This is a genomic window from Corallococcus sp. AS-1-6, assembly GCF_020037015.1.
Lineage (GTDB): Bacteria > Myxococcota > Myxococcia > Myxococcales > Myxococcaceae > Corallococcus.
The window spans coordinates 208,531-223,768 of the sequence record NZ_JAIQDE010000007.1; the positions used below are offsets into that span (position 1 = coordinate 208,531).

At 71.6% G+C, this 15,238-nt stretch carries 11 protein-coding genes; 4 read left to right on the forward strand and 7 right to left on the reverse strand.

Translation table 11 applies throughout. The features are described 5' to 3' along the window. Positions 1-21 precede the first annotated feature (21 nt). Positions 22-795, forward strand: a complete 774-nt coding sequence (locus tag K8612_RS12460; RefSeq protein ID WP_223762410.1) for an HAD family phosphatase — start codon at positions 22-24, stop codon at positions 793-795. A 103-nt stretch (positions 796-898) separates the two neighbouring features. Here K8612_RS12460 and K8612_RS12465 read toward each other — a convergent pair whose 3' ends face one another. The 5 genes from K8612_RS12465 to K8612_RS12485 form a co-directional block, all read right to left on the reverse strand. Beyond that, positions 899-2,614 carry an OmpA family protein gene (locus K8612_RS12465; protein ID WP_223762411.1) on the reverse strand — a complete coding sequence of 572 codons (1,716 nt, stop codon included), beginning with the start codon at positions 2,612-2,614 and terminating at the stop codon, positions 899-901. A gap of 42 nt (positions 2,615-2,656) precedes the next feature. Next, positions 2,657-5,920 carry a kelch repeat-containing protein gene (locus K8612_RS12470; protein WP_223762412.1) on the reverse strand — a complete coding sequence of 1,088 codons (3,264 nt, stop codon included), beginning with the start codon at positions 5,918-5,920 and terminating at the stop codon, positions 2,657-2,659. 165 nt (positions 5,921-6,085) lie between these two features. Further along, positions 6,086-7,090: a type VI immunity family protein gene (locus K8612_RS12475; protein WP_223762413.1), complete on the reverse strand. Its 1,005-nt coding sequence runs from the start codon at positions 7,088-7,090 to the stop codon at positions 6,086-6,088. Continuing rightward, positions 7,083-7,814 carry a hypothetical protein gene (locus K8612_RS12480; RefSeq protein ID WP_223762414.1) on the reverse strand — a complete coding sequence of 244 codons (732 nt, stop codon included), beginning with the start codon at positions 7,812-7,814 and terminating at the stop codon, positions 7,083-7,085. The genes K8612_RS12475 and K8612_RS12480 overlap by 8 nt, the downstream gene beginning before the upstream one ends. Beyond that, positions 7,798-8,751 (reverse strand): hypothetical protein, encoded by a 954-nt coding sequence (locus K8612_RS12485; protein ID WP_223762415.1) that lies wholly within the window; start codon positions 8,749-8,751, stop codon positions 7,798-7,800. The genes K8612_RS12480 and K8612_RS12485 overlap by 17 nt, the downstream gene beginning before the upstream one ends. Positions 8,752-8,829: 78 nt before the next feature. On the opposite strand from K8612_RS12485, the gene K8612_RS12490 reads away from it, so the two are divergent. Then, the gene (locus K8612_RS12490) at positions 8,830-9,681 is read left to right on the forward strand and encodes a tRNA (5-methylaminomethyl-2-thiouridine)(34)-methyltransferase MnmD (protein ID WP_223762416.1); all 852 of its coding nucleotides are present in this window, start codon (positions 8,830-8,832) and stop codon (positions 9,679-9,681) included. Here the strand turns inward: K8612_RS12490 and K8612_RS12495 are convergent. Together K8612_RS12495 and K8612_RS12500 are read right to left on the reverse strand one after the other, a co-directional pair. Next, a complete protein-coding gene (locus tag K8612_RS12495; protein ID WP_223741464.1) occupies positions 9,632-10,249 on the reverse strand; it encodes a DUF2378 family protein in 618 nt (205 codons plus the stop codon). The genes K8612_RS12490 and K8612_RS12495 overlap by 50 nt on opposite strands. Positions 10,250-10,328: 79 nt before the next feature. Beyond that, the gene (locus K8612_RS12500) at positions 10,329-11,330 is read right to left on the reverse strand and encodes a LysR family transcriptional regulator (RefSeq protein WP_223762417.1); all 1,002 of its coding nucleotides are present in this window, start codon (positions 11,328-11,330) and stop codon (positions 10,329-10,331) included. A gap of 81 nt (positions 11,331-11,411) precedes the next feature. On the opposite strand from K8612_RS12500, the gene K8612_RS12505 reads away from it, so the two are divergent. Together K8612_RS12505 and K8612_RS12510 are read left to right on the forward strand one after the other, a co-directional pair. Continuing rightward, complete coding sequence (locus K8612_RS12505) at positions 11,412-12,305, forward strand: NmrA family NAD(P)-binding protein (RefSeq protein ID WP_223762418.1); 894 nt, start codon at positions 11,412-11,414, stop codon at positions 12,303-12,305. 139 nt (positions 12,306-12,444) lie between these two features. Next, entirely contained in the window at positions 12,445-15,213 is a 2,769-nt protein-coding gene (locus K8612_RS12510) for a bifunctional acetate--CoA ligase family protein/GNAT family N-acetyltransferase (protein ID WP_223762419.1), read from the forward strand. The last annotated feature ends 25 nt before the right edge of the window (positions 15,214-15,238 follow it).

Genomic DNA, 15,238 nt, shown 5'->3' on the forward strand with positions numbered 1-15,238 from the left:
CGGCCAGCGAGGATGCCGGCCATGAGGACTGAGCGGGTCGAGGAGACGCTGGAGCGCATCCGTCGCGAGGTGGAGCGGACGCCGGACGGCGTGCTGGCCTTCGATGGCGACGGCACGCTGTGGAGCGGGGACGTGGGGGACGACCTGTTCATGGCCCTGCTGGAGCACGGCGGCGTGCTCCCCGAAGCGCGCGAGGCCCTGGAGTCGCTGGGGGCCCGCCATGGCGTGGAGGGGCATCCGGACGCGGTGACGCTGGCGCACGCGCTGTTCAAGGCGTTCGAGGCCGGGCGGCTGCCGGAGAAGGACACCTACGAGATGATGGCGTGGATCTTCGCCGGCTGGCACGCGGAGGAGCTGCGCGGCTTCGCCCACGACGTGGTGGCCCGGCGGGGCGTGGCCGGCCGCGTCCACCCGGAGGCCCGCCGCGTGGTGGAGTGGGCCCGGGGGCAGGGCGTGGACTGCTACGTGGTCAGCGCGTCACCGCGCGCGGTGGTGGAGGCCGCCGTGCGCGAGGTGGGCATCCCGCCGGACTTCGTGGTGGCGTGCACGCCGAAGGAGCAGGGCGGACGGCTGCTGACGTCCGTCTTCGAGCCCGTGCCCTACGGCCCCGGCAAGGTGAACAGCCTGAGGCTGCGGACGGACCGGCCGCTCTACGCGGCGTTCGGAGACAACGTGTTCGACCTGGAGCTGCTCGCGGCCTCCCGCGTCCCGGTGGCCATCCGGCCCAAGGCGCGGCTGCGCGACCGTGCGGCGGAGCTGCCCGCGCTGGTGCAACTGCACCCCGAAGAGGCCTGACGCGAAACGGGCGTGGAGGAAGCCTCCACGCCCGTCTCACTGAAACCTCACGCGCCGCTTCGTGGGGGACCACGAAGCGGCGTCATGTCGGGCCCCGCGAGGGTCAGCCCCCCGTCACGGGGATGAACTCCACGCGGCGGTTCGCGCTGCGGCCCTCTGGCGTCTCGTTGGACACGCGCGGACGGTCGGGGCCGTAGCCCTTCGCCTCCAGCCGCGAGCCCGCGATGCCCTTCTGGATGAGGTACGCGCGCACGCGGTTCGCGCGCTGGTGGCTCAGCGTGCGGTTGGCCTCCTCCGGGCCGCTGTTGTCCGTGTGGCCTTCGATCCGGACCTTCAGCTTCGGGTTCGCCTTCAGGTAGGCCACGATGTCATCCAGTTGCTGCTGCTCGTTCTCCTGGAACTCCGACTGGTTCACCTGGAACTGGACGATGTGCTCCAGCGGCGACTTCGTCTCCTCCGCGGGCTGCTCCTCGGGAGGCGGCTGGGGCTTGGGCTCCTCGGGCTTGGGCTGCGGCTTCGCGGGGCAGCCACGCTCGGACGCGGGGCCCGCCTCGTTCGGGCAGGCGTCGTCCTTGTCCGGCACGCCGTCGCCATCCGTGTCCTTCACCGGGCAGCCGCGCTCGGAAGACGGACCGGCCTCGTTCGGGCAGGCGTCGTCCTTGTCCGGCACGCCGTCACCATCCGTGTCCTTCACGGGGCAGCCGCGCTCGGAAGACGGACCGGCTTCGTTCGGGCACTGGTCCTCGCGGTCCACCACGCCGTCGCCGTCCGTGTCCTTGTCCGGGCAGCCGTTGTTCTCCACGGAGCCGCCCTCCAGCGGGCAGCGGTCGTCCTTGTTGGCCACGCCGTCGCCGTCGTCGTCCTCGTTGGGGCACTGCTCCGGCGTGTGGCTGCGGCCCGTGCGGCAGCGGTCCACGGGCTCGGGCTCGTTCGCGTACGCGATGCCCGCGGCCAGCCGGAACGACGGCGTGCCCGGGATGTCCGTGAAGCCGTGCCCGCCGAGCGCGAAGGCCTCGAAGCCCGCGCCCACCGGCAGCCGCACGCCGCCCAGCAGCTCCAGCGCCACGTCCGACTCCACGAGCGACTCGGCGGCCTGCAGCGCGACTTCGGCGCGCAGCCCCTTGCCGCGCGTGGCCACCACCACGCCCTGCTCCAGCTCCGTGCCGACGTCGCGGCCCGGCTCGACCTCCTTGGAGCGGATCCGGATGCCCGCGTTGGCGCCCAGCACCACGGGGCCCACCTCGCGGCTGATGGACACGCGGGGCGCGAACTGGAACCCGGCCCAGCCCGCCTGACGGCCGAACGCGTCCGCCGTGCCTCCCGGAATCCCGATGTCCAGGCCCAGGCCCAGGAACACCGGCGCGCCTTCCTCGCGCCGCAGCAGCTCGTAGCGCACGCCCAGCTCCGGCGTGCCCAGGCCGAACGAGTCCGGCTCGCTCACGCCCACCAACTGCTCCGCGCCGTGACCGCCCTGCGCGATGATGACGGGCAGCTTCGCGGAGAACTCCAACCGGTCCACCGGCGACCACGCGCCGGCCAGCCAGCCCGCGGTGCGGTAGTGGAGGATGGAGCGCTCCAGCCCGTCACTGCCCTGGAGCAGCAGGATGCCGCGCTCGTAGTTGACCATGAGGAGCAGGCGGTAGCCGCCCTCGGGGAGCACGCGGCCGGTGTCCACCAGCATCGAGTCCGTCGCCGCCGGCGTGAAGCGCAGGCGCTCCAGGTCCAGCGGGACGAGCGGGCTCGTAGGGGTCTGCGCGAACGCGGCGGGGGTGACGGCGGTGGCCAGCAGCGCGGCCAGCGCCCAGCTCTTTGCCTTCATACGCAAGGGGAGGTCCATTCGAGAAAAGAGGGAGCGCATGTCTCAGTTCCCCCGGGCCGGGTTCTGACGGCGACGCGACGTGCCCCAGGCCGCCAGCGCGGCGAGGAGCGCCAGCGCGGACGAGCCGCCGCCGGTGCTGTCGCAGCCACCGCCAGCGATCTCCACGACCTGCGCCTGGACCCGGACCTGGAACGTGCACTGCGCGGTGTTGCCCGCCTCATCCGTGGCGGTGACGGTGACCTGCGTGGCCCCCGGCGCGAACGCGCTGCCTGAGTCGGGCGAGGACGTCACGGTGGGATTCGCCGTCACCGCGTCCGTGGCCGTGGGCGTGAACGTCACCTGCGTGTCCGGCGCCACCGTGATGTCCGCGGGGCAGGTGACGGTGGGCGCGGTGGTGTCCTGCACCGTCACCGTGAACGTACAGGTGAGGCCGGTGGAGGTCGCGGTGACCGTCGTGGTGCCAATGGGGAAGAGCGCGCCCGACGGCTGCGAGTAGCTCACCGGGAGGCCCGCCGGCTCCAGCACCGCGGGGTCGTAGGTCACGATCGCGCCGTCCGGATCCGTCGCCTCCACGACGAGGTTCGCGGGGCAGGTGAGGGTGGGGGCCACGACGTCCTCCGTCACGTTGAGGGTGACGGTGGCGACGTTGCTGTCCGTGGCGCAGTCGCGGACGCGGTACGTGAAGCTGTCCGGGCCCACGTAGCCCGCGGCGGGCGTGTACTCGAGGTTCCCCTGCGCGCTGGTGCCCAGCGTGCCGTGCTGCGGCGGGGTGACGATCGTCCAGGTCAACACCTGTCCGACGTCCGGATCCGTGCCGGCCAGGGCGAGCGCCGTCGGCGTGTCCTTCTGGATGGTGACCGTCTGGTCCGCCGCCGTCGGGGGCTGGTTGGCGACGACCGTCACCATGCGGCCGCCGGGGATGGCGTTAGCGAAGACGGAGAGCGCGTAGGTGCCCAGCGGCACGTCGGCGGGCACGGTCACCGTCGCGCGGGTGTCGGAGGTGTTGCTGCTGGGGAGCGTCCAGAGACGCCCGCCCTCCGCGGCCTGCAGGCGCACCAGCGGGAAGTCGGTGGGCGAGTCCGCGCTGTTGCCGCCGCTTCCGCCGGAGATGCCCCGGAACCGCTGGCCCTCCACGACGGTGGGGCAGGCGGCGACGAGGGTCGCCGGGTTCGTCACCGTGGGCTTCCAGGCGGTCTGGGCCCGGGTGTCGTCATACACCTGCGCGTTGGTGGCCTCCTGACCGCCCGCCAGCAGGACCTCGCCCGAGGACAGGGCGACGCTGAACAGGCCTCCCGCGGCAGTGGGGTCCGCGACGTTGATCCACGCGCGGAGGAGGGGGTCATAGACCTCCGCCGTGTTGGCGTAGTCGCCATTCGTGGTGATGCCGCCCGCGGCCAGCACCTTGCCGGAGGCCATCAGCGTGGCGGTGTGCAGCCAGCGCGGCTGCGAGAGCGCGCCCACGGACGTCCAGGTGTTGGTGCCGGGCGCGTAGAGCTCCGAGGACGTGAGCTCCGTGCCGCCCGAGATGCCGCCCGCCGCGAGCACCTGGCCCGACGGCAGCAGCGTCAGCGTCAGCTCGTCCCGGGCGCCCGCGAGGCCCGCCGCCGGGGTCCAGGTGTCGTTGGCGGGGTTGTAGATCTCCGCCGAGGCCAGCGCCGTGCCACCGGCGTTGTGGCCGCCAGCGACGAGCACCCGGCCGTCATGCAGCAGCACGGCGCGGTGTCCGGCGCGCGCCGCGACGAGCGAGCCCGCCGCGGTCCACGTATTCGTGTCGGGCGCGTAGAGCTCCGCGCTGCCCAGCACCGTGGTGTTCTGCTGACCGCCGACCACGAGCACGCGGCCATCCGGCAGGAGCGTGGCGGTGTGCAGGTGGCGCGGGCTCAGCATGTTCTCGGTGGCCAGCCACGTGTTGGTGGTGGGGTCGAAGCGCTGCGCGTTGGGCGTCGAGGTGTTCACGTTGCGGCCACCCGCGACCAGGACCTGTCCCGAGCGCAGGAGGGTGGCGGTGCCCCGCTCGCGCGGCACGTCGAGGTCGGGCAGGGCGGTCCACGCGTTGCTCGCGCGGTCATACAGCTCCGCCGCGGGTGACGACGTGAAGAGGCCGCGGCCTCCCACGACGAGCACCTGGCCGGAGGGCAGCAGCGCCGCCGCGGAGTCGGTCCGGGGCGTGCCCATGGTGCCAGCGGGAGACCAGCGGCTCAGGGCGGGGTCGTAGACCTCCGTCTGCGCGAAGAACGTCGTCCCGGGGGTCGTGGAGAATCCGCCCGCGATGAACACCTTGCCCGAGGGCAGCAGCGTCGCGGTGTGGTTCTCGCGGCCGACGCCCATGGTGCCGCCGGAGGTCCACGTGCCGGTGGCAGGGTCGTAGATCTCGGCCGAGGTCAGCGCCGGCGACCCGAAGACAGAGCCGCCGGTGACGAGCACCCGGCCGTCAGGCAGCAGCGTGGCCATGTGGCCGGCGCGCGCGGACGCGAGGCTGCCGGTCGCGGTCCAGGTGTTGGCCGCCGGATCGTAGAGCTCCGACTGGCTCGTGGCGCCGCCCGCGGCGAAGCCACCCGCGACGAGCACGCGGCCGTCGGGGAGCAGGGTGCTGGTGAAGTAGTGCCGGGCCACCAGCGGGGGCGCCGCGGCGGACCAGGTGCCGGTGGCCGGATTGTAGAGGTCGGCGCCGGACACCTCTCCGCTGCCGCTGAAGCCGCTCACCACGAGCACGCGCCCATCGCGCAGCCGCGTGGCGCTGTGCGCGTTCCGGCCCACGGACATGGAGCCCGTGGCGGTGAAGGCGTTGGTCGCGGGGTCGTAGAGCTCCGCGGTCGCGAGCCGGACGCCGCCACCACCGGTGCCGCCCGCGATCAGGACCTGGCCCGTGGCCAGCAGCGTGGCCGTGGGGAGGCTGCGGGTGGAGGCCATGTTGCCCGTGCCGGACCAGGTGTTGGCCACGGGATCATAGATGCGTCCCCCCTGCGAGCCGTCGGTCAGCACCAGCACCTTGCCCGAGGGAAGGAGCACGGCCAGGGTGATGTTGCCCGTGAGGCTGGAGGTCCCCGCGGAGGCCCAGGTGTTGGTGGCGGGATCGTAGGTGTCCGCCGCGCTCACGAAGCCGGTCGTGTTGACGCCGTTGACGACGAGCAGCTTCCCGTTGGGTAGCAGGACGGCCGCGTGTTGCCCGCGTGGCGTCCCCATGGGAGCGGTGGCGTACCAGGCCGGCGGCGCCGCGAGACGGGCGTGAGCGGCGCGGATGCCCTCGGATGCCGCCGGGCGCTCGTTCCCGCCGCAGGACAGAAGGCCCAGGCTCGCGGCGAACAACAGGAGCCTGCTCCAGACAGCGCGTTGTGACCGCATCGATGAAACCCCGATCCGCGAGGGCTGGCGCGACCACGACCGTCGGCCCGCCGCTCGACGTGAACACTCCGGGTTGCGGATTATCAGTGCGCCGGGTGCTGGGGCAATGCGTTAAAGAATCCGGTGTGGTTACCCATCACGTGGGTCGTAGACCTTCTCGGGAGGGGCCTCCAGGAAGCGGCGCCACCAGAGACGGGCCTCGTCCTGGGTGTACCCCTCGAAATTGTTGAAGGGAGTGGAAGGCAGGAGCCACGGTTCCAGGAACCGCGCCAGCTCCCGATAGGCCGGCAGCGTCTCACCCCACTTCGTGTTCCCCGCGAGCGGCGCGGGGCCCAGGCCGATCAGGGCACGACCTCCACTGAGTTCCTGGACGGAGGTCTCCGGGTGGCTCAGGTGCGAGCGGAGCGCATGGGCGCCGCCAATGGTTTCGAGGAGGGGAGGGCCCAGGAAGTTCATCCAGTGGATGCCATCCACTCCTTCTCCCATGCCCCACGTGCTCTCTCGTGGGACATCCCAGCCGGGATGCTGGACCAGTTGATCCTTCAGGAGGGGAAGGAGCCTCGATCTCCCACGGGTGAACGAAAGCGACAGTCCCGCATGGCCCGTGCTGAAGGGAAGGAGCTCCGCCAGCGAAAGCGCCAGCTCACGTGCCTTCACGGGCCCCTGGTCCTCCAGATATCGCATGGGGACCTTCACACTCAGAACGCTGTACTCAGAAGAAGGTTCTCGCCAGGGAAGACGAGAGCGGAAGCTGAATTCATAGCCACTGGGGTCCGACTCTCCACCGACGAGATGGACCCACGTGTCAAAGCCCCGCTTGGTCAGCGTGCGGAACCAGATGGAGTCCTGGTCCATGTCATCCAAGGGCTCGAAGCGAGACCTCTCGACATGGCGCCGCAGCTCCTCCCAGAACTCAGGTGTGAGCGGGAACGCCGCCTCACTGATGTCGGGGTCATAGCCCGTGGTCAATTTTTCAGGCGCATGTCCAATGGCGTTGAGAAACAGGTCCAGTGACTGTCTCGCATATGGAGCAAGTGAGCCGTGGTCATGCGGCAGATAGAACACGATGCGCAGGACAAGCTGGACCCTGGGAAGTGTCGTGGCGAAGTGCTCGGAGGGAGTGTAGCTAGTCACGAATGATCCCGAACTGAGGTGTGATGATGGCGGGGTTGCACTGCCCATCAAGGTTTGCGTACCGGGTCATCTGCGCCTGTGTTTCTGGAACCGAGCGCGGATTGCTCTTTCGTGCCTTGAGGCACGGAAACTTGAAGTCGTAGATGCACTGGGCCTGATCCGGTCGGCCTGAGGCGTGAAGGACGATGTCAGGCTTCAGGATGTCCTGGTTCCCCGCCTTGCCCGTGCGAATCACATAGCTCGGCTCGATCGAAACGTTGTTGGGGAAGAGCCGGAGGATTTCGCGCCGCACGCATGCGAAGGCAACGTCATGCTTCATCGTCCCAAGCTCGGCCTGTCGTCGGATGGGATCGCCGTTCTTGTCGTAACCCACCACACGCATGCACTCCGTGTCATCCGGGGACTTCCCCTCACCGTACTCACGCTCATTGACGAGGTGGTTCGCCTCCTTCGCGCACTCCACCAGCAGGTGCTCGATGCGGGCCACGTCCGCGGCCTCCAGGAGCTTCATCGTGGCTCCCGCCGAGGCCGCGGCCCTCGCGGCCTTGTCCACCCACGGCAGGAACGCCTCGTCCCCCGGCTGCGTGTAGCAGGCGGGATTGCGCAGGCAGCCACTGGTCGCGGAGTCTGTGGACTGCGCGTACTGCCTTGGCCCCGAAGCGCACGACAGGCACAGCAGGGCCACCAGCCCACACAGCAGGCGCCCCTCAATCATCATCTTCACCCGCGTCGTGCGCCGCCGCGTTGAAGAGGCCGAAGCCCCCGGCCTCCTCGCTGGAGATGTCCGCCCGGCGCAGAGCAGGGGAGTCCCGCGTCTGTCCCACCGCCATCCACCGGGGCGCCGCCAGCAGCACGCCGTCCCTCGGCAGCTCCGGGAGCAGGTGCTCCAGGTCGCCAAGGATGAACTCCGCGTGCCCCACGCTCTCCGGCTCCGGCAGCCCCACCGGCGGATGCCACGCGCCTCCGTCCAGGTGCCCGAAGGGGAAGCTCCCCGTGCCGCTCGCCCCTCCGTACCCGCCCTCCAGCAGCCGCCTTGTCCGCTCCACCCCTCCCGTCACCGCCGGCAGGCACACGCGCGTCAGCCAGTCCCAGGTCGCCGCGCCCTCCTCCACGGGCCAGTCCAGCTCCACCGTGTCGTCCGCCTTCGCCAGCAGCGCGTCGATGTACGCACACGCCGCCCGCGGCCCCAGCACGCCGCCCCGGCGCGCCTCCTCCACCGCCGCGGGCCACAGCTCCTCGCGGTAGTAGTGCGCGAAGTAGAAGCCCGGCTCGTCCCACTCCGGACGCGCGCCCCGCGGCAGCTTCGCCAGCACCAGCCCGCTCGACAGGTACGCGGGCCCCGTGGCCCGGGGATGGAACTGGCTGAAGGCCAGCCGGAACACCCGCACCGCCAGCCCCGCCTCCTCCGTCGCCTCCAACCCCTCCGGACACCCCGCGCGCAGGTGGAAGTCGTCGAAGCGCAGGAACACGTCCACCCCCATGCCCACCGCGCTCCGACACAGCGACTCCAGGCACTCCGCCAGCGGATGCCCCGCATGCACGGGGGCCTCCCACGCCGCCGCCCGCACCGTGCGCGTCTCTGCCTCCACCCGCAGCGACAGCCGCACCCGGCCGCCCCCGAACGCAGCCTCCCCGTGCCGGACGTCCTCCCCGTGAAGCACGCCCCGATGTTCCTGCCCTGGAGTCGTCATGCTAGGCACCCATCCTTTCCCACACGTCCCCTCCAGGCCAGGAGCCCCATGTCCGAGCCCTCCCATCCGCGCGACGGCGACTTCGAGCTCGTCACCCTGCGCAACGGCCACCGCGCCGTGCGCCACCTGGGCCATGGCGAGGTCATGCACCCCGCGGTGGGCCCGTGGCAGGAGGCCCTGCGCCTCTACGTCGACCAGCCCGGCCTCGCGGACCGCCTGCGCCAGCCCGGCCCGCCGCTCGTCATCCACGACGTGGGCCTGGGCGCCGCCACCAACGCCGTCGCCGCGCTCACCCGCGCCCGGGAGCTGGGCCCCGAGCGCGCCCGCGACCTGCACATCGTCAGCTTCGAGGTGGACCTGGCCCCCCTGCGGCTCGCGCTCGCGGACGCGGAGGGCTTCCCCTTCCTCCAGCCGTTCCGCGAGGCCGCCGAGCGCCTCATGAAGCACGGCGCCTGGTCCGAGCCCGGCCTCCAGTGGACCCTCAAGCTGGGGGACGCCGTGCCCTTCCTGGAGCCGGACGCGCAGCTCCCCCCCGCGGACCTCGTCTTCTTCGACCCGTTCTCACCCGCGTCCAACCCGGACATGTGGACCGAGGCCGTGCTCGCCCGGGTGCGCCGGCATTGCCGGGAAGACGGGGAGGGCGCCCTGCTGATGACCTACAGCGCGGCCACGCCCACCCGCGTCACGCTGCTGCTCGCGGGGTTCTACGTGGGCGCCGGCGCTTCCACCGGCACCAAGGGGGAGACCACCGTGGCCTCGACCCGCTACGAGACACTGACCGCCCCGCTGGGGACCCGGTGGCTGGAGCGCTGGGAGCGCTCGTCCTCCCGGGCCCCGCACGGCGGCACCCTCACGCCTGAGGTCGAGCGTCGCCTCCGGACCCATCCTCAGTGGCGCTGAGCGCCCCTTCCACGGGGGCCTCGCTCCAGCGCAGGTGGAACGTGGCCGCCGTGCCGTCGAACTCCTCCGGCAGCGCCACCACCCGCCACCCCCCGCACAGCGCCACCGCGCGCGCCAGCAGGCCCGCCGCGAACGTCGGCTGGTCCGCCAGCACGTCGTTCATCCAGAGCTCCAGCGACGTCGCGCTGCGCTCCACGATTTTGACTTCACTGAAGTTGTTGCCGGCGCGAAAGCCCAGGTCCGCCCGCAGCAGCATCCTCCGGGGACCGGCCAGCCGGCCCACGCCCAGCAGCGCGCGGCCAAAGAACGTCCCGAAGTAGGCGTCCATGAAGCGCTCGCCCAGGGAGTAGTACGCGGCCTCCGCCGGCACGCCGCCGTAGACGTGGCCCGCCGCGATGCGCAGGAACTCCCGCCACTGCTCCAGCGAGTAGGTGCGCTCCAGCTTCTTGTCGAGGTCCAGCCCAGCCCGCTTGAGGTGCTCTCGGCACGCGGGCGTCAGGCGATTCTCCAACGCGCGGACGAAGAGCGCCTCGACGGTCTGGGCGAAGACAAGCTTCTCAGGATTCATGCGGAGCACCCTACACGAAGCCCCCCATGCGATGCTCCCCCACCTGTGTACTGACGTTCAGTGCCGTGCCCCCCGAGTGTCAGGAAGCTGGCGCGCGCCGCACCCTTCGTGAACTCCGGGTGTTTTCAGACCCCGTGCTGACGGACCGCGCCACGAGTCCGCGCAGCCACTGGTGCGCGGGGTCGCCGTCGAAGCGCTCGTGCCAGACCTGGAGGATGTCGAAGGAGCGCAGGGGGATGGGCGGGGGGAACACCTGGAGCGCGTACGCGTCCTTGAACGCGGCGATGAGGCGGCGGGGCGCGGTGAGGACGTGGTCCGAGCGCGACACCGCCAGCGGCGCGATGAGGAAGTAGGGCACGCGCACGGCGATGCGGCGCGGGGGCAGGCCGAGCTGGGCCAGGGCCAGGTCCACCGCGCCCACGCCGTCGCCCTTCGGGCTGATGAGGATGTGGGACAGCTCCAGGTAGGTGTCCACGTCCAGCGTGCGGCGCACGGTGGGGTGGTCCTTGCGCACCACGCAGACGAAGTCCTCGGTGAGCAGCCGCTGCTGGCGCAGGCCCGGCCCGGACGGCGCCGGCGCGACGATGATGGCCAGGTCCACCTCGCCCGTCTCCAGGTGGCTGGGGAAGGTGTGGCTGTCCACGTGCAGCACGGACAGGTCCACGCCGGGGGCCTCGCGGCCCAGGAGCTCCAGCGCGCCCGGCAGGAGCACCGACCCGAAGAAGTCGCGCGTCGCCACCGTGAAGCGGCGCTTCGCGGTGGCGGGCGCGAACGCGGGCTCGTCGCACAGGGCCCGCCGCAGCTCCGCCAGCCCCCGCTTGAGCGGCGCGGCCAGGGCCTGCGCGCGCGGCGTCAGCACCATGCCGCCCCGGCCGCGGATGAGGAGCGCGTCGCCCAACAGCTCCCGCAACTGGGCGAGCGCGTGGCTCATCGCGGACTGGGTGAGGCCCACGCGCGCGGCGGCGCGGGTGACGTGCACCTCGTGCAGCAGCGCGTCCAGCGCCACCATCAGGTTGAGGTTGATGCCGGAGAGGTCCACCTCGGCGGGGGAGGGCGCTGGGGTTTCATGAGCGCGGCGCATGGAGGCATGCATAGCATGCAGTGGCCTCATGCAGGGCGCGGGGGCACTGTTCGGCCATCTCGCGGTCGCTGGAGGCACCCCATGTCCATCGTCATCAACACCCCGAACGGCAACATCGGTCGTCCCCTCGTGGAGAAGCTGCTCAAGGCGGGCAGGAAGGTCACCCTCATCTCGCGCACGCCGGAGAAGGTGGCGGACCTGGTGAAGCAGGGCGCGAGGCTGGTGCAGGGCTCCATCGACGAGCAGGCCACGCTGGACGCGGCGCTCGCTGGCGCGGAGGCGCTGTTCTGGCTGTCTCCGCCCGCCATCCGCCCGGACTTCCACGACTGGGCGAAGGCCAACGGCCAGCGGGCCGCGGAGCGCGTGAAGGCGCACGGCGTGAAGCGCGTGGTGATGCTCTCCAGCGTCGGCGCGCAGAGCGGGGCGGGCACCGGGCCGGTGTCCGCGATGAAGTCCATCGAAGAGGCCTTCCAGGCGGCGGCGCCGGACGTCGTCAGCCTGCGCGCGGGCTTCTTCATGGAGAACCTGCTGCGCGACGTGCCGGGCCTGGCGAAGGCGGGCGCGCTCTACAGCTCGAACCCGGAGACCCAGCCCTTCCCCATGGTCGCCACCGCGGACATCGCGGCCAAGGCCGCCGAGTTCCTGTTGGACCCTTCATGGACGGGCCACCGCTACGTGGGCGTGCACGGGCCCAAGGACCTCACCTATCCGGAGGTCGCCAGCATCCTCACCCAGGTGCTGGGCCAGCCCGTGAAGTACGTGCGGGTGGGGCTGGACGACCTGCGCAAGGGGATGCTGGGCGCGGGCATGCCCGCCTTCGCGGCGGACACCTTCGTGGAGATGTACGGCGCCATCCAGGACGGGCGCATGGCTTCGGCGGAGCCGCGCTCGAAGGAGACCACCACGCCCACCACGCTGGCGGAGTTCGCCAGCACCGTGCTCAAGCCGGCGGTGGAGCGGGCGCGCGCGTCCTGACAGCGCCCGCCTGTTCGCTCGTATCAGCAACAGGAGGGGGAGACGTGCGCTGCCCCGCCCCCTCCCTGACAACTGGTGCACGATGGGGGCCTGCCGGAGATTGCTCCGGTACGGTCACCCCACCGAAGACGAGCGCACCATGGACGAGCAACGCCCCGCCAAGCCCCCGGCCCGGACGGACCCCTCCATCGACCTGCTCCACCAGCGGACCCGTCAGCCGCTGGAGGTCATCTTCTCCCCCCGCAGCGTCGCGGTGGTGGGGGCGAGCGAGCGGCCCGGCAGCGTGGGCCGCACCGTCCTCTGGAACCTCATCAGCAGCCCGTTCGGCGGCACCGTCTACCCGGTGAACCCGCAGCGGCCCAACGTGCTCGGCATCAAGGCGTGGCCCTCCCTGCGCGCGCTGCCGGAGCCGGTGGACCTGGCCGTCATCGTCACCCCCGCGAAGTCCGTGCCGGCCATCATCCGCGAGTGCGCGGAGGTCGGCGTCAAGGGCGTCATCATCATCTCCGCGGGCTTCAAGGAGACGGGGCCGGAGGGCGCGAAGCTGGAGCAGGAGGTGCTGCACATCGCGCAGGCCGCGAACCTGCGCATCATCGGGCCCAACTGCCTGGGCGTGATGCGCCCCACCAGCGGCTTCAACGCCACCTTCGCCAAGGGCATGGCCCGCCCCGGCAACGTGGCCTTCATCAGCCAGTCCGGCGCGCTGCTCACCTCCATCCTCGACTGGAGCCTGCGCGAGGCCGTGGGCTTCAGCGCCTTCGTCTCCGTGGGCTCCATGCTGGACGTGGGCTGGGGGGACCTCATCGACTTCCTCGCGGATGATCCGATGACGCGCTCCATCCTGCTGTACATGGAGTCCATCGGCGACGCGCGCGCCTTCCTGTCCGCCGCGCGCGAGGTGGCCCTCACCAAGCCCATCATCGTCATCAAGGCCGGCCGCACCGCGCAGGCCGCGCAGGCCGCCGCGTCCCACACCGGCACGCTCGCCGGCAGCGACGAGGTGCTCTCCGCCGCCTTCCGCCGCGCGGGCGTGCTGCGCGTGGACTCCATCGAGGACCTGTTCCACATGGCGGAGGTGCTGGCCCGCCAGCCCCGGCCCTCCGGCCGCAGGCTCACGCTGCTCACCAACGCGGGCGGCCCCGCGGTGCTCGCCACGGACGCGCTCGTGTCCGGCGGCGGCGAGCTGGCCGTGCTGTCCGACGACACCCGGAAGCAACTGGACGGCTTCCTGCCGCCGCCGTGGAGCCACGCCAACCCGGTGGACATCCTGGGAGACGCGGACGCGGAGCGCTACGCGAAGGCGCTGGAGACTACCGGCGCGGACCCCAACAGCGACGGCCTGCTCGTCATCCTCACCCCGCAGGACATGACGGAGCCCACCCAGACGGCGGACCGCCTCAAGGGCTACGCGAAGCTGCCCGGCAAGCCCGTGCTCGCCAGTTGGATGGGGGGCTCCGAGGTCGCCGCGGGCGAGCGCATCCTCAACGACGCGGGCATCCCGACCTTCGGCTACCCGGACACCGCGGCCCGCGTCTTCAACTACATGTGGCGCTACTCGGACAACATCGCCGGGCTCTATGAGACGCCCACGCTGGCGGAGGAGCCCACCGGCGGAGGCCGCGACGTCGCCCGCGCCCTGGTGGACGAGGCCCGCGCCTCCGGCCGCACCCTGCTGTCCGAGTACGAGTCCAAGCGCCTGCTGGCCGCCTACGGCATCCCCACCGTGGAGACGTGGCTCGCCACGACGGAGGACGAGGCGGTGGAGAAGGCCCGCGCGCTGGGCTTCCCCGTGGTGCTCAAGCTGCACTCGCTCACGGTGACGCACAAGACGGACGTGGGCGGCGTGCGGCTGGACCTGCGCGACGAGGCCCAGGTGCGGGACGCGTACCGCGCCATCCGCGACGCGCTCGCGGAGCGGGGCCTCCAGGACGCGCTCCAGGGCGTCACCGTGCAGCCCATGGCGAAGCTGGACGGCTACGAGCTCATCCTGGGCAGCAGCCTGGACGCGCAGTTCGGGCCGGTGCTGCTCTTCGGCGCGGGCGGCACGCTGGTGGAGGTGATGCAGGACCGGGCCCTGGGCCTGCCGCCGCTCACCACCACGCTGGCGCGGCGGATGATGGAGCGCACGCGCATCCACCACGCGCTCAAGGGCGTGCGCGGCCGGGCCCCCGTGGACCTGGGCGCGCTGGAGCGGCTGATGGTGCGCTTCAGCCAACTGGTGGTGGAGCAGCCCCTCATCCGCGAGCTGGACATCAACCCGCTGCTCGTCTCCGGTGAGCGCATCATCGCGCTGGACGCGCGCGTGGTGCTGCACCCGCCGGACGTGCAGGCCGCGTCGCTGCCGAAGCTCGCCATCGAACCGTACCCGCACCAGTACGCGAAGGTGCTCACGCTGAAGAACGGCGAGCAGCTCCTGGTGCGCCCCATCCGCCCGGAGGACGAGCCCGCCATGGGCCGCTTCCACCAGGCCCTCTCCGAGCAGACGGTGTTCATGCGCTACGCGGGCCTGATGAAGCTCAGCCAGCGCGTGGCCCATGAGCGCCTGGCGCGCATCTGCTTCAACGACTACGCGCGGGAGATGGCGCTCGTCGCGGAGAGGCCGTCCCCGGACGGGAAGGGCGGGGGAGAGATTCTGGCGGTGGGCCGGCTCACGCGCCTGCGCGGCACGAAGGACGCGGAGTTCGCCATCACCGTCAGCGACACGGCCCAGCGGCTGGGCCTGGGCACGGAGCTCTTGCGGCGGCTGGTGGACATCGGGAAGGACTGGGGCCTGCGCCGCATCGTCGCGGACATCCTCACGCGCAACCGCGGCATGCAGGCCGTCAGCAAGAAGCTGGGGTTCACGCTCCTGGAGCACGAGGAGCTGGCCCCGGACATGGTCAAGGCCGTGAAGGTGCTCAACGGCTGACCGTGCCCGGGGCTCCCCGTCACCT

Coding starts and splice junctions, on each gene's coding strand:
- K8612_RS12460 (WP_223762410.1), top strand. CDS start 22: ATGAGGACTGAGCGGGTCGAGGAGACGCTGGAGCGCATCCGTCGCGAG.
- K8612_RS12465 (WP_223762411.1), bottom strand. CDS start 2,614: ATGAAGGCAAAGAGCTGGGCGCTGGCCGCGCTGCTGGCCACCGCCGTC.
- K8612_RS12490 (WP_223762416.1), top strand. CDS start 8,830: ATGTCCGAGCCCTCCCATCCGCGCGACGGCGACTTCGAGCTCGTCACC.
- K8612_RS12495 (WP_223741464.1), bottom strand. CDS start 10,249: ATGAATCCTGAGAAGCTTGTCTTCGCCCAGACCGTCGAGGCGCTCTTC.
- K8612_RS12500 (WP_223762417.1), bottom strand. CDS start 11,330: ATGCGCCGCGCTCATGAAACCCCAGCGCCCTCCCCCGCCGAGGTGGAC.
- K8612_RS12505 (WP_223762418.1), top strand. CDS start 11,412: ATGTCCATCGTCATCAACACCCCGAACGGCAACATCGGTCGTCCCCTC.
- K8612_RS12510 (WP_223762419.1), top strand. CDS start 12,445: ATGGACGAGCAACGCCCCGCCAAGCCCCCGGCCCGGACGGACCCCTCC.